This is a genomic window from Mesorhizobium sp. M8A.F.Ca.ET.165.01.1.1 (genome assembly GCF_004792065.1).
In the GTDB taxonomy this organism is placed as follows: domain Bacteria; phylum Pseudomonadota; class Alphaproteobacteria; order Rhizobiales; family Rhizobiaceae; genus Mesorhizobium.
Genome location: NZ_SRTH01000004.1, coordinates 317,970 through 332,423 on the forward strand (window position 1 = coordinate 317,970; position 14,454 = coordinate 332,423).

General features: G+C 63.8%; 9 protein-coding genes. 6 read left to right on the forward strand and 3 right to left on the reverse strand.

The features are described 5' to 3' along the window. Positions 1-74 precede the first annotated feature (74 nt). On the forward strand, positions 75-1,070 hold the full coding sequence (locus tag EN808_RS14780) for an ABC transporter permease (RefSeq protein ID WP_127277593.1): 996 nt from the start codon (positions 75-77) through the stop codon (positions 1,068-1,070). Between the two features lie 49 nt (positions 1,071-1,119). Next, positions 1,120-2,169 (forward strand): substrate-binding domain-containing protein, encoded by a 1,050-nt coding sequence (locus EN808_RS14785; protein WP_127277596.1) that lies wholly within the window; start codon positions 1,120-1,122, stop codon positions 2,167-2,169. Between the two features lie 68 nt (positions 2,170-2,237). Here the strand turns inward: EN808_RS14785 and EN808_RS14790 are convergent, their stop codons facing one another. Further along, positions 2,238-4,292 (reverse strand): bifunctional aldolase/short-chain dehydrogenase, encoded by a 2,055-nt coding sequence (locus EN808_RS14790; RefSeq protein ID WP_135916228.1) that lies wholly within the window; start codon positions 4,290-4,292, stop codon positions 2,238-2,240. A gap of 87 nt (positions 4,293-4,379) precedes the next feature. Then, the gene (locus tag EN808_RS14795; protein WP_127870638.1) at positions 4,380-5,345 is read right to left on the reverse strand and encodes a sugar-binding transcriptional regulator; all 966 of its coding nucleotides are present in this window, start codon (positions 5,343-5,345) and stop codon (positions 4,380-4,382) included. A 202-nt stretch (positions 5,346-5,547) separates the two neighbouring features. Between EN808_RS14795 and EN808_RS14800 the strand changes: the two genes are divergently transcribed. The 4 genes from EN808_RS14800 (at position 5,548) to EN808_RS14815 (ending at position 12,586) form a co-directional block, all read left to right on the forward strand. Continuing rightward, positions 5,548-7,188 carry an acyl-CoA synthetase gene (locus EN808_RS14800; RefSeq protein WP_135916229.1) on the forward strand — a complete coding sequence of 547 codons (1,641 nt, stop codon included), beginning with the start codon at positions 5,548-5,550 and terminating at the stop codon, positions 7,186-7,188. 191 nt (positions 7,189-7,379) lie between these two features. After that, entirely contained in the window at positions 7,380-7,985 is a 606-nt protein-coding gene (locus EN808_RS14805) for a TetR family transcriptional regulator (RefSeq protein WP_127277604.1), read from the forward strand. 54 nt (positions 7,986-8,039) lie between these two features. Beyond that, the gene (locus EN808_RS14810; RefSeq protein ID WP_135916230.1) at positions 8,040-9,182 is read left to right on the forward strand and encodes an efflux RND transporter periplasmic adaptor subunit; all 1,143 of its coding nucleotides are present in this window, start codon (positions 8,040-8,042) and stop codon (positions 9,180-9,182) included. 257 nt (positions 9,183-9,439) lie between these two features. Beyond that, on the forward strand, positions 9,440-12,586 hold the full coding sequence (locus EN808_RS14815) for an efflux RND transporter permease subunit (RefSeq protein WP_127870641.1): 3,147 nt from the start codon (positions 9,440-9,442) through the stop codon (positions 12,584-12,586). A 73-nt stretch (positions 12,587-12,659) separates the two neighbouring features. Here the strand turns inward: EN808_RS14815 and EN808_RS14820 are convergent, their stop codons facing one another. Beyond that, positions 12,660-14,369 carry an APC family permease gene (locus tag EN808_RS14820; protein WP_135916231.1) on the reverse strand — a complete coding sequence of 570 codons (1,710 nt, stop codon included), beginning with the start codon at positions 14,367-14,369 and terminating at the stop codon, positions 12,660-12,662. Between the last annotated feature and the right edge of the window lie 85 nt (positions 14,370-14,454).

A 14,454-nucleotide genomic window follows, 5' to 3' on the forward strand; every position in this document is an offset into this window, starting at 1 on the left:
GGTGAATGGAATTGGAATGGAGAGACCATGGGTTGGAGTTGGGTAAAAACGGCAGCGGCGCTGGGGTGCGCCGAATGACGCTGCGCGACTATGCCATCCGCTATGGGTTCATCGTGCTGCTGTTCGGATTGGTCGCCTATTTCGCGATCGCCGCCGACGGGTTCGTCTCGCCGCAAAGTGCCGTCTTCATCTTCCAGTCGGTCGCCATCACCGGCGTGCTGGCGCTCGGCGTTACCGCCACGCTGGTTGTCGGCGGCTTCGACCTGTCGATCGGCTCGGTCGCGACCTCGGCCATGATGGCGGCGGCCTATGTCATGGTGGTGCTGGAGCAAAACGCGGTCGTGGCCGTCATTGTCTGCCTGCTGATCGGCGCCCTTGTCGGCCTGATCAATGGCTGGCTGATCGTCTACATGCGCGTGCCGGACCTCTTGGCGACGCTCGGCATGATGTTCCTGCTGGTCGGCCTGCAGCGCATCCCGACCGAGGGCCGCTCGATCGCCACGGGCATGACCATGCCCGACGGCTCGGTCGCCAACGGCAAATTCTCCGATGCCTTCCTGGCGCTCGGCCGCCACCGCTTCGATTTCTTCATCCCGAACCTCATTCCGGTGTCGGTCGTCGTGCTTCTGGTGCTGGCGGTGCTGATCTGGTTCTTCCTCGAATACACCCGCTTCGGTCGTATGATGTATGCGGTCGGCTCCAATGAGCGCGCCGCCGAACTCGCCGGCGCGCCTGTCAAGGCATACAAGATCTGGGCCTACGTTATTTCAGGCGTTTTTGCCTCCATTGGCGGCATTTTGCTCGCCGCCCGGCTTGGACGCGGCGACATCGCCTCGGGTAATAATCTGCTGCTCGATGCGGTTGCCGCGGCGCTGATCGGCTACGCGGTGCTCGGCGCCGCCAAGCCGAACGCCTTCGGCACCGCCATCGGCGCGCTGTTCGTCGGCATCTTGCTGCAAGGCCTGACGATGATGAACGCGCCCTACTACACGCAGGATTTCGTCAAGGGCGTGGTTCTGGTCGTCGCCCTTGTCTTCACCTTTGCCCTTTCGGGCAGGGGCAGGGGCTAGCATTCGGCCGGACAGGATTTTGGGTTCAACAGAAGTGGAGGAAAACAAGGTGAACATCACAAGAAGAGTTCTGGGGAAAGTGGCGCTCGGGCTGGCCGGCGCAACCATGCTGATGCAGGGGGCATTTGCCGCGGACAAGCCGGCGCCGTTCGACAAGCCCGGCGTCAAGATCGCGCTGGTGCGTTATCTCTCGACCGGCGACTTCTTCCAGGCCTATCTCTCGGGCGTCGAGGCGCAGTCGAAGGCGCTTGGCATCGACCTTCGCGTGCTCGACAGCCGCCAGGACGCCGCGCTTCAGTCCGACATGGTCGACCAGGCCATCGCGCTCGGGGTGCAGGGCATCATCATCCAGCACGGCCTGACGGAATCGATGAAGGACGCCGCCCAGCGTGCCGTCGACGCCGGCATCAAGGTGGTGGCTTTCGACGTCAATGTCGAAAACCCCAAGATCCCGCAAGTCGAACAGTCGGACAAGGACCTGGCGCGGCTGGCGCTCGAGCAGGCGGTCAAGGACAATGGCGAAAGCTGGAACGCGGGCTACGTCTATGTCGCCGGCATTGCGCCGCTCGACCGCCGTAACGAAACCTGGGTCGACGTGAAGAAGAAATATGCCGGCATCAAGGAGGCCGCCATGTTCGGCACGCTCGACAACCCGATCGCCAACTCCGTCGCCAACCAGGCGCGCTCGGTGCTGTCGGCGCACCCCGACATCAACGTGATGTTCGCCCCCTATGACGAATTCGCCAAGGGCGTGAAGATCGCCGTCGACGAAGCGGGCCTGAACAAGAAGATCAAGATCTATTCGGCCGACATTTCGACGTCCGACATCGCTGCGATGCGTGAGCCCGACAGTGCCTGGGCCGCGACCGCGGCGACCAACCCGGCCGTCGTCGGCCAGGTCTCGGTGCGCGCGCTGGCGCAGCTGCTCGCCGGCGAAGATCCCGGCCACAACGTCATCGTGCCGCCGACGCTGATCACCCAGAAGGAGCTGATCGACAAGGACATCAAGAACATGGAAGACCTGTCGGCCAAGCTGCCGCAGTTCGCCCATGCCGATGTCGCCATGCCCGCCTGGATGCCGAACCCGAACGCTAAGTGAGGCTCGCCAGTACAGGACGGAAAAGGGCGGCCGGTGAGCCGCCCTTTTTGTTGCCTGTCGGGAGATGCCTAGCGCAGCGCCGCTGCGATGTTGCCGCCGTCGACCGTCGTCACGTCGGCGGTGGTGCGATCGGCCAATGCGTGATGCAGGAAGGCCTGCGCCACATCCTGCGCCGTCACCTCCTGGCCGAGCAGATTGCCGGACATGTATTCCTTCTCCGACACGCCGCGCGCGCCCGAACGGCTGGCAATCATCGCGTCGGTCAAAAGCCCGGAGCGGATGCGGTCGGCATTGACGGCATTAGAACGGATGCCATGGGCGCCGTAGTCGAGCGCGTATTGCCTGGACAGGAACAGCGTCGCCGCTTTCGGCACGCCATAAGCGCCGAATTTCGGGCCCGGATTGACCGCTTGCTTGGAGGTGTTGAACAACAGCGCGCCGCCGGTGCCCTGTTCCAGCATGATGCGCACGGCGTTCTGCGCCGCCGACTGGTGGGCGAAGAAATTGAGCTCGAAGCTCTTGCGCAGCAGCGCATCGTCAAGCTCGCCGATGCGGCCTTCCCAAGCGGCACCCGCATTGGACACCAATATGTCGACGCCGCCGAAGACGGCGACCGCCTTGTCGAAGGCGGCACGCATCTGAGCCGGGTCGGTGATGTCGGCGCCAACACCGATCGAATTGTTGCCAGCTTGTTTGGCGGCATTGGCGGCCTTTTCGGCGTCGAGATCGACAACGACGGCATGAGCGCCATTGTCGGCGAACAGTTTTGCGGTCGCCGCACCGATCGCGCCGGCGCCGCCGGTGATCAGCACCACCTGTCCGGTCAGCGGCTTCGGCTTGTTGGAGGCGAGCTTGGCCTGTTCCAGCGACCAGTATTCGAGCGGGAACAGGTCCGCCTTGGACAACGGGTGGAAACGCCCGACCGCCTCGGCGCCGCGCACGGCCTCGATCCACATTTCGCCGACGTCCGATGCGATCCTGGCATCCTTCAGCGTGCGGCCATGACCGAACATGCCGAGCCCCGGCACCAGCGTCAGTCGCGGCATGGGATCGAGCATGGTGCGCTTGACGTCGTCGAGCGCGTCATTGGTCTCGAAATAGGCGCGGTAATCGCTGACGAAGGCGTCGACATGGCTCTTGATGACGGCCTTGTAGTCGCCGGCCTTGTCGGCATCGGGCGCCGGCACGGCCATCGGTCCGGTCTTGATGCGGATCGACAGATCCGGCGTCGACACGCCACGCCCGGCATAGTCGGCAATGTCAGCCGAATTGATGAAGTCGACGATCGAGTCGGAGGTGCGGAAGTCGCTGATCATGCGGTCGAAGCGGCCTTCGCCGCGTGGCGCCGCGACCGCGCCGCGCAGCATGGGCGCGATGGAAGCCGGCGTCGCCAGCCTTGCCGGCAATGCTGCCTTTGCCACCTTGGGCTTGGCATGCTTGGCCACATAGTCTTCGGCGACGTTCACATAGTGGATCATCCGGTCGTAGGCCTGCCTGGCATCGTCGCCGAAGGTGAAGATGCCGTGCTTGTCGAGGATCAGGCCTTCTACCGTTGGGTCGGCGTCGAAGACATCGGCCGCCGCTTTGGCGAGATCGAAGCCCGGCATGATGTAGGGCACGTAGCCCATTTTTGCTCCGAACACCTTTGCCACCAGCGGCTTGCTGTCTTCCTGGTCGACAATGGCCAGGATGGCGGTCGAGTGGGTGTGATCGACGAACTTGTGCGGCAGGAAGGCATGCAGCAGCGTCTCGACCGAGGGGTTGGGCGAGGCGGGGTCGATCAGGTTTGCCCGCTGCAGCGCGACCATGTCCTCGTCGGAAAGCCTGTCCAGCTTGCGCGCCTTGAGCAGCGCGCCCATCTTGACGGCGGGCAGGCCCTGCGGCTCGATGACGGCCATGTCCCAGCCGCTGCCCTTGACGCACAGCACGTCCCACTCGTCGCCGACGAGGTCGGTCGCCTTGATCTTGCAGGAGGTGTTGCCGCCGCCATGCAGGACCAGCTGTGGCACGCCGCCTAGAAGCCGCGTCGTGTAGACACGCAAGGCGAGATCGCGGCCGACGCCCTTCTTCGCATAGTCGGCAACGAGTTTTTCGGCCGCGTCGTCGTTCCACAGGTTCTTCATGTTCGCTTCGTCCAGTTGCTGTCTTTAGGTGGTGAAACAGGAATGCCGCGACGCCTTGATGACAATGCGTCGGCAAAGGGTTTATTTTCAGGATGCCTTTTCTGCTGACGTTCCGGCATGATCGAGCAGCCGCTGCGCCATATGCGCGCCGACAACCAGATGCGTGCAGAGGCCGCCGGCGATGGCCGCGAGCAGCGGCTCGAACTTGCTGTCCTCCTGCACGACCATGAGCCGTTTCCCGATGACGCGCAGCGAAGCAAGCCCCGCCGAGATGACCCGCCGGTTGTAGCTGCAGTCGAGCAACTCGCCACCGGCATCGATGATCTGCCCGGCGATGACACCGGCCGCACCTTCCTTGCGCAGTGCCGCCATCTCGGCTGCCGTCAGCGCGCCACACTTCACCAGATGGCTGTCGGCATCGACCGCGCCGATGGAGTAGAGCGCAAGATCGCAGTCGCTGATCCCAGCAAGCTGGTCGCGGATCACCGGCTCGGCGCGCAGGCCTTGCGCCAGTGCCTCGGTCGACAGCACCAGGGGTGCGTAGAAGTTGAGGCCCTTGGCGTTGAGCCGGCGCGCGATTTCCATCGTGCACTGGTCGGGCCGGTAGGAGTAGGGCGCGCCGAGATTGCCGCAGAGCTGCACCACGGTGACGTCCTGCAGGTCGGCATAGGACATGATGTCGGCGATGGTGTAGACGGTGCGGCCCCAGGCAACGCCGATGCGGTCGCCTTTCCTGACGAGTTCCAGGAACACGCTTGCCGCCAGCACCGCGATATCGGTCGACGGGTCGGCGAGATAGGCGTTTTCAGGCGCGATCCAGACGGCGTCGAGCTTCAGGGCGTCTTCCAGCCTGCGCGCCATGACGTCGTCGGTGAAGAGCTGCGTCGAGGTCGAGATGTTGACGATGCCAGTCTCGCGCGCCTTGCGCAGATACATGGCGACGGAGGCGCGCGAAATGTTGAGCTGATTGGCCACTTCGTCCTGCCGAAGCCCATGGGCATAGTAAAGCCAGGCCGCCTTGTGAATGAGCTGTTCTGCCGGTCGGATCGCCATGCCACCTCCTTGGCTGACAATAGTCACGGCTCTCGACAAAAGTCAAATTTGGATCGACAGGAAGCGATCTTCTGCCGCCGCGGCTCGATGCAGATCACCATTCCAGCAAGTCGCCGCAGCATAGCATTTTCAGCCATCCAGGGGGATAGCGTGACGACGAACCTGGGGTTAGAAAGCTCGAAAAGACTTTGGGGAGGATGGGATGGCCAATCCCTACGAACAGGATCTCGACAGGAACGCCGCCAACCACCAGCCGTTGACGCCGCTCACCTATCTGGAGCGCGCGGCTAAAACCTATCCCGACCATATTGCCATCATTCACGGCAGGCAGCGCATCAGCTACCGCGCCTTCTGGCGCCGCTCCCTGAAGCTCGCCTCGGCGCTGCACAGGCACGGCATCGGCAAGGGCGATACGGTGTCGGTCATGCTGTCGAACACGCCGCCGATGCTGGAGGCGCATTTCGGCGTGCCAATGACCAAGGCCGTGCTGCATTCGCTCAACACGCGCCTCGATGCCGCGGTCATCGCCTTCCAGCTCGACCACGCCGAGACCAAGGTGCTGATCGTCGACCGCGAGTTTTCCGGGGTCGTGCGAGAAGCGCTCGGTCTGGCCAAGGTCAAGCCGCTGGTCATCGACTACGACGATCCCGATTACGCCGCTGATGCGCCCCACCCGAAAGGCGAGCGGGTCGGCACGGTGGACTACGAGGCCTTTGTCGCCAATGGCGACGAGGAGTTCGCCTGGTCGATGCCCGACGACGAATGGGATGCCATCTCGCTCAACTACACGTCGGGCACGACAGGCAATCCCAAGGGCGTCGTCTATCACCACCGTGGTGCTGCCCTGATGGCCTACACCAACACCATCCATGCCGGCATGGCGAAGCACGCCGTCTATCTCTGGACCTTGCCGATGTTCCACTGCAATGGCTGGTGTTTTCCCTGGACGCTGGCCGTCCAGGCCGGCACGCATGTCTGCCTGCGCTGGGTGCGGCCGAAGCCGATCTACGACGCCATTGCCGACCATGGCGTCACGCATCTGTGCGGGGCGCCGGTCGTCATGTCGGTGCTGATCAACGCCAGGGATGAGGACAAGCGCGCGTTTGCGCAGACGGTCACCTTCAACACGGCTGCCGCGCCGCCGCCCGAAGCCGTGCTGTCGGGCATGGCCGATGCCGGCTTCGCCGTCACCCATCTCTACGGGTTGACCGAGACCTACGGTCCGGCTGTCGTCAACGAATGGCATAATGGCTGGGACGCACTCGACAAAGGGGCGAGGGCGGGCAAGAAGGCACGGCAGGGCGTGCGCTATGCCGCGCTCGAAGGCCTGACGGTGATGGATCCCGAAACCATGGCCGAAACGCCCGCCGACGGCGAAACCATCGGCGAGGTCATGTTCCGCGGCAACATCGTCATGAAGGGTTACCTGAAGAACCGCAAGGCAACGGACGAGGCTTTCGCCGGCGGCTGGTTCCACTCGGGCGATCTCGGGGTCATGCACCCAGACGGCTACATCCAGCTCAAGGACCGCTCCAAGGACATCATCATCTCCGGTGGCGAGAACATTTCCTCGATCGAGGTCGAGGACGCGCTCTACAAGCATCCCGCCGTCGCCTCCTGCGGCGTCGTCGCACGCCATGACGACAAGTGGGGCGAGGTGCCTGTCGCCTATGTCGAGCTGAAGCCGGGCAAGGAGGCGAGCGAGGCCGAGATGATAGAGCACTGCCGGGTGTTGCTCGCCCGCTTCAAGGTGCCAAAGGCGGTGATCTTCGCCGAAATACCGAAGACCTCGACCGGCAAGATCCAGAAATTCCGGCTGCGGGAAATGGCCAAGGTCGCCTGAAGCCCTCCGTGGGCCTTTTCGAGAGAATTATTTTCAGAGGCCCGCATCCTGGGGGCGTCTTGTGACGTCTATGGGATGTCACCATTTGTCACCTATCGTACGCGTACGTCGAATCCGTGTTGACAGAGTGCCCCTTTCGATTTACGAGTGATGAAAATCGAAATTCGTCACTCGTTATTTGACAGAGAGCTATGTCCGAAGCCGCCAACATCGTCGCCGACGTCGCCCGCCAGGAAAATGTGACGCGCATTCTCGATTGCGCCGAGCGCCTGTTCCGGCACTATGGCTACGGCAAGACCAATGTCGCCGACATTGCCCGCGAACTCGGCATGTCGCCGGCCAACATCTATCGTTTCTTTGCCTCCAAGGTCGAAATCCACCAGGCCGTCTGTGGCCGGATGCTCGGCGCCAGCTACAAGATGGCCTACGAGATCATGCACCTGCCGATCAGCGCCGAGGAGCGGCTGCGGCGTTACGTGCATGCGCAGTACAAGATGACGATGGAGGTCATGCTCGACGACCAGAAGGTCCACGAGATGGTCATCGTCGCCCTCGAGCGCGACTGGGGCGTCATCGACAAGCATGTCGACAGCATCCACGATCTCTTCGCCGAGGTAATCCGCGAGGGCATCGAGGCCGGCGAGTTCAGGAAACAGGACCCGGTGACCGCATCGCGCTGTTTCGGTGCCGCCACCGTCATCCTGTGCCATCCGCAGATGGTGGCGCAGTGCCTCGCCAAGACCAATCGGGCGATGCCCGACGAGCTCATCGATTACGCCATCAGAGCCTTGAAATAGCCGCCGCCAGCCGGTGCCGGTGTCGACCGTCCGCCTCCAGTCGGGAGTATCAAGATGTTTTTGCCCAGTTCCATCCTTCGCAAGCTGCCAGCCGCCGGCCTGATCATCGCATCGCTTGGGCTTGCCGGCTGCTCGCAGGAAAAGGCGGAGGTGAAGGACATCATCCGCCCGGTCAAGGTCGTCGAGATCGCGAAGGCGCATGACACCCGCACGCTGTCCTATTCCGGATCGGTGCGCGCCCGCACCGAGAGCACACTGGGGTTCCGGGTCAACGGCAAGATCACCGAGCGTCTCGTCGACATCGGCCAGCACGTGGCGCCTGGCGATGTGCTCGCCCGCATCGATCCCTCAGACTATGACCTGTCGGTCAAGAGCGCGCAGGCCGCGCTGGATGCCTCAGAACGTCAGGTCGAGACCGTCGAACTCGCCCGCAAGCGCGCCGAGCAGCTTTTCGCCAAGAACTTCGCGCCGAAATCGCAGCTCGAGCAGGCGACGCTGACCTTTGACCAGGCCGTCGCCACGCGGGACTCCGCCCGCTCGACGCTTGCCCAGGCCCGGAACCAGGTCGGCTATACCGACCTCAAGGCCGACAGGGACGGCATCGTCACCGCGGTCAACGCCGATGTCGGCCAGGTGGTTGGCTCGGGCACGCCGGTGATCACCGTCGCGGTCGATGGCGAAAAGGAAGTGCTGATCGCGGTTCCGGAAATGGAGATCGCGCAGTTCAAGCCGGGCAAGGACGTCAAGGCGGGCTTCTGGTCCGATGCCGCTCTGGCGCTCGACGGCAAGGTCCGCGAGGTCGCCGGCAGCGCCGATCCGCAGTCGCGCACCTTTGCCGTCCGCGTCAGCCTGCCCAACGACCCGCGCGTGCTGCTCGGCATGACCGCCAGTATCGAGGCGTCGGCAGCCAACGAAAAGCAGCTCGTCTCTATCCCACTGAGCGCGCTCGCCGAGAAAGACAGCCAGTCGATCGTCTGGACGGTCGATCGCGGCGCCGACACGGTTCATGCCCGTCCAGTCAAGGTCGCCGAGTTCGCCGCCGACGGCGTGCGCGTGGCGGAGGGATTGAAACCGGGCGATATCGTGGTCGCCGCCGGTACGCAGTTCATGACCGAGGACCTGAAGGTGAAACTCGCCGGCGGCGTCACACAGCAGTCCGCCTCGGCCGAAGGCGAGGACGCCAGCAAGCTGCGCTGACGACAGACAGATCGGCCGCGCGTTCCCGCGGCCGCAGGTTTCCGGGCGGCGTGCCCGAAGGTCGAGACGTCAAGGCCGATGTACCCCCGCATCGATCCTCGCGTCCCACCGCGATGAGTGTCTCTCCGCTCGAAGAGCGACGCCGCCCGGAAACCAGTATCGAACGCAGATGATTTCGTTTCGCGCGCCGCGCTGCTTCGAAGCACCTTCCTCGAAGCACAAGGGCGCCGGCAACCAAGCAAAGTGGACCAGCACCGATGACGACCTCCACTGAAGAAAAGCGGCCCTTCAATCTCTCTCGTTGGGCAATTGGCCATCCCTCCATTGCGCGCTTCCTATTCGGGCTGATCATCATCGCCGGCGCGCTCGGCCTGATGCGCATGGGCCAGAAGGAGGATCCCGATTTCACCTTCCGCGTCATGGTCGTGCAGGCGATCTGGCCGGGCTCCTCGATCCAGGAGATGGAAGACCAGGTCGTCAACAAGATCGAGCGCAAATTGCAGGAGACGCCGCATCTCGACTTCGTGCGCTCCTTCACCCGCGCCGGCAGCGCCATCATCACCGTCCAGATCAAGGGCGACACCAACGCCGCTGAAGTGACGGATGCCTTCTATCAGGTGCGCAAGAAGGTCGGCGATATCCAGGGCGACCTGCCGCAGGGCCTGCTCGGCCCCTATTTCAACGACGAGTTCGGCGACACCTTCATCACGCTGCATTCGATCAGCGGCGACGGCTTCTCCTATCCGGAGCTGAAGAAGTTCGCCATCCAGGCGCGCGACATGCTGTTGACGACATCAGGCGTCGAAAAGGCCGTCATCATCGGCGACCAGCCGGAAAAACTCTATATCGACGTCTCGTCCAAGGCGCTGGCCGAACGCGGCCTGACGCTGACCGACCTGCAGAACGCGATCAAGGGCCAGAACAACGTCGATCCAGCCGGCTCCGTCGATACCGGCGTCAATTCGGTGCGCATCTCCGTCGAAGGCGACGTCGCCAAGGCCGCCGACATCAGGGAATTGCGCCTGCGCGCCGGCGGCCAGGTGACCCGGCTGGGCGACATCGCCACCGTCACTTCGGGGCTGGAAGATCCCTTCCAGCGCAAATACCGCTTCAATGGCCACGACAGCGTGCAGCTTGGCGTCGTCATGGCCAAGGGTTTTAAAGTCACCGATGTCGGCAAGGATGTCGAGGCGACCTACAAGCACTTCGAGGAAGCGCTGCCCTATGGCGTTTCGGTCGACCAGATTTCCGACCAGCCGGGCGTCGTCACGGACGCGGTCGCCGAATTCATGCATGCGCTCGGCGAGGCGCTGCTGATCGTGCTCGTCGTCTCGTTCCTGTCGATCGGCTGGCGCTCGGGCCTGGTGATCGCCATCGCCATACCGCTGGTGCTCGCCGCCACATTCGCCATCATGTATGAAATCGGCATCGACCTGCAGCGCATTTCGCTGGGCGCGCTGATCATCGCGCTCGGCTTGCTCGTCGACGACGCCATGATCGTCGTCGAGATGATGGAGCGGAAGCTCGAGGAGGGGTTGGTCAAGATCGAGGCGGCGAGCTTCGCCTATTCCTCGACCGCCTTCCCGATGCTGACCGGCACGCTGATCACCACCGCCGGCTTCATCCCGGTCGGCTTCGCCGCCTCGACGGCTGGCGAATATGTGCGCACCCTGTTCTATGTCGTCGGCATCGCGCTGATCGTGTCGTGGTTCGTGGCGGTCTATTTCACGCCGTGGCTGGGGCATATGATCCTCAAGCAGCGCAAGCATGCCGGCACCCACCACGACGCCTTCGACACGCGTTTCTATCGCCGGCTTCGCTCGACCGTCGGCTGGGCGGTGCGTCACCGCATCATCGTGCTGGTGATGACGCTGGTGACTTTCGGCACCAGCCTGTGGGCCTTCCAGTTCATTCCGCAGAACTTCTTCCCGCAATCGTCGCGGCCCGAAATCCTCGTCGACCTCTGGCTGCCGGAAGGCACCTCGATCAAGGAAGTCGAGACGCAGGCCAAGGCCCTGGAAGCCAAGATGATGGACGACAAGGACAAGCGTTTCATCGCCACCTATATCGGCGAGGGCGCCCCGCGCTTCTTCCTGCCGCTCGACCAGCAACTGCGCAACCCGAATTTCGCCCAGATGCTTGTCATGGCCAATGACGAGCCGGCCCGCGAGCGGCTGATCGTCAAGCTGCGCACGGTTCTGGCGCAGGATTTCCCGTCGATCCGTGCCAAGGTCGACCGCCTGTTCCTCGGACCGCCGACCGGCTGGCCCGTGCAGATGCGCGTCATGGGTCCGGATCGTCAGGAGGTGCGCCGCATCGCAGACCAGGTGAAGGCGAAGTTCCGCGAGGATCCGCTGCTTGGCGCCGTCCATGACGACTGGCTGGAGCCGGTGCCGGCGATGAAGCTGGTCATCGATCAGGATCGCGCCCGTGCGCTCGGCGTCACCTCGCAGCGCATCCGCCAGATGCTGCAGGCCGCGATGTCCGGCGCGCCGCTCGACGATTTCCGTGACGGCGAGGAGACGGTGTCCATCGTCGCCCGCGAGCCGGATGCCAGCCGCAGCCTGCTGTCCTCGGTCGACTCGGTCTATATCCCGACCGATTTCGGCGGCTTCGTTCCGCTGTCGCAGGTCGCCAAGGTCATGCCTGTGCTGGAGCAAGGCATAGAGTGGCGCCGCGACCGCCTGCCGACCATCTCGGTGCGCGCCACATTGCCCGACGGCGTGCAGTCCAACGACGTCGTCACCAAGATGTACAAGGACATGCAGGGTCTGCGCGACGGCCTGGCGCCCGGTTACAAGATCGAGATTCAGGGCGGGGCCGAGGATTCGGCTGAAAGCCAGGCTTCGATTGCCGCCAAGGCGCCGATCATGCTGGCCGTCATCGTCGTGCTGCTGATGATCCAGCTGCAGAACTTCGGCAAGGCGATGCTGGTGCTGGCGACGGGCCCGCTCGGCATCATCGGTGCTGCCGCCGCTCTGCTGATCAGCGGCGCGCCATTCGGCTTCGTCGCCATCCTCGGCGTTATCGCGCTGCTCGGCATCATCATGCGCAACTCGATCATCCTGGTCGACCAGATCGACCAGGACATCGCCAGGGGCATGGACCGTTCCGAAGCGATCATCGGCTCGGCGGTGCGCCGCTTCAGGCCGATCGTACTGACGGCGATGACCGCGGTGCTGGCACTGATCCCGATCTCGCGCGCCGTGTTCTGGGGGCCGCTCGCCTATGCCATGATGGGCGGCATTCTGGTCGCGACCGTGCTCACCATCCTGGTGCTGCCGGCGGGCTATGCGCTCTTCTTCGGCCGCGAGCCGAAGAAGGTGAAGACCGACGAGCAGGCCCCTGAGCCAGGAGAGATCGAAGGCATCGAGCGGCCGCAATTGGCTTTGGCGGCGGAATAAGAAAAAAACCGGCCGGTCGATTTGCGACCGGCCGGTTTTCCTTGATGCAGTGGCTTGGGCCGCGGTCAGATCATCAGATGACGAATACCCAATTGGCGATGAGCATGACCGCCACGCCGGCGACCAGCGTCAGATAGGGCAGCATGCCCGCCTTCTTGACCGAGAGGTCGGCTCCCGCCATGCCGAGGTCGGCCAGCATGTGGTCCGGGAATTTGCCCTTGTCCTGGATGTAGTGGCGGAAGCAGAACACCGGGATGATCAGCGCCGCGGTGATCAGGCCGGCCCACAGGGCCATCGGGTTCCACACCTTGGCGCCTGCGCCCATGAAGATGGCGTTGACATAGGCGAAGATCGCCCCGATCCCCAAGAGCCAGCTAGGCGCCTTCCACGGCCGTACGATATGGCCGTTGTCGATGCGGTGGATCCAGCCGGCATTGAGGTTCAGGAAGTTGAAGATGATGTAGCCGCAGTTCGACACGGCGAGGATGAAGAAGAAGCTCGTCGCGTCGGCCGAGGCGATCGCCAGAACCGCCAGGTTGAAGCAGAGGTCAGTCCACATGGCCCGCGTCGGCGCGCCGTGTTCGTTGACGTGGCTGAGATAGCGCGGCAGCCAGCCGTCGACCGAGCCCTGGTAGAGCGTGCGCGAGGAGCCGGCCATCGCCGTCATGATGCAGAGCACCAGGGCCAGGATCATCAGCATGACAAGCAGGCTGTGGATAATCTTGCCGCCGCCGACCATGCCGGCCAGCGCGTCGGCCACGCCTGAGCCGTCGACGATCGGCGTTGCCAGCATGCCGTTCAAGCCCAGCACGCCCTGGAAGGTGAAGGGCACCAGGATGAACAAGAGCATGCAGAGCAGGCCGGAATAGAAGATGGCCTTGAACGTATCGGTGCCGGGGTTCTTGAACTCCGACGTGTAGCAGACGGCGGTCTCAAACCCATAGGTCGACCAGGCGGCGATGAACATGCCGCCGAGCGCCAATGTCCAGCCGGCGATGTTCCAGGAGCCGGGGTCCGGCGCGTAGGCGGCTGCCAGCGGCACCAACGGCGAGAAGTTTGCCCAGTCGATCTGGCCGGTGAAGATCGGCACGACGCCGACGATCAGCATCGGGATGATGACAAGCAGGCCGATATATTTCTGCACGCTGGCGGTGCCCAGGATGCCGCGATGCTGGATCGAGAAGATGATCAGCATCAGCACCGCGCCGATGAAAAAAGTGGCGTTGAGCGTGAACGAGACCGGGCCCAGCGTGTGGCTCCACAGCGTCCAGTTACGGATGGCCGGCGTCGCGGCGGCGGTCACCGCGGTGACGGCGTCTGCGGGAACCGTTCCGGCATGCGCGGCGATGTAGGCCACCACCTCGGGCGAGGTGTCGGTGAAGATCGGCACCGGCGCCAGCGCGTTGAGGATATAGGCGGCGGCGATCGAGCAGCCGAGCGACAGCACCGGCGACCAGGCGAACCAGTTGCACCACACCGACAGCGGCGCGATGAACTTGGAATAGCGCAGCCACGCCGTGGCGCCGTAGATCGAGGCGCCGCCGGACTTGTTCGGAAACAGGCCGGCGATCTCGGCATAGGTGAAGGACTGCAGGAAGCCCATGATCATGGACACCGTCCAGATCAGGAAGGCCAGCTTTCCCGTCGTGCCGGCAATGCCGCCGATCGAGAACAGGACCAGCGCCGGAACGCCGCTCGCCACCCAGAAGGCGCCGCGCCAGTCGATATGCCTGAGCAGCTTGCTTTCGGCAGGCTGGTCCAGGACCGTACTTATCGTGCTCATGTCGATGAGTTCCCCTTTTCGATGTTCCCCGCCAGCGATGCCTCGGCTACGCGAAGCTTGCTCCCCGGCTAATGACCGTTCCGGC

Coding starts and splice junctions, on each gene's coding strand:
- EN808_RS14795 (WP_127870638.1), bottom strand. CDS start 5,345: ATGGCGATCCGACCGGCAGAACAGCTCATTCACAAGGCGGCCTGGCTT.
- EN808_RS14780 (WP_127277593.1), top strand. CDS start 75: ATGACGCTGCGCGACTATGCCATCCGCTATGGGTTCATCGTGCTGCTG.
- EN808_RS14810 (WP_135916230.1), top strand. CDS start 8,040: ATGTTTTTGCCCAGTTCCATCCTTCGCAAGCTGCCAGCCGCCGGCCTG.
- EN808_RS14805 (WP_127277604.1), top strand. CDS start 7,380: ATGTCCGAAGCCGCCAACATCGTCGCCGACGTCGCCCGCCAGGAAAAT.
- EN808_RS14815 (WP_127870641.1), top strand. CDS start 9,440: ATGACGACCTCCACTGAAGAAAAGCGGCCCTTCAATCTCTCTCGTTGG.
- EN808_RS14820 (WP_135916231.1), bottom strand. CDS start 14,369: ATGAGCACGATAAGTACGGTCCTGGACCAGCCTGCCGAAAGCAAGCTG.
- EN808_RS14800 (WP_135916229.1), top strand. CDS start 5,548: ATGGCCAATCCCTACGAACAGGATCTCGACAGGAACGCCGCCAACCAC.
- EN808_RS14790 (WP_135916228.1), bottom strand. CDS start 4,292: ATGAAGAACCTGTGGAACGACGACGCGGCCGAAAAACTCGTTGCCGAC.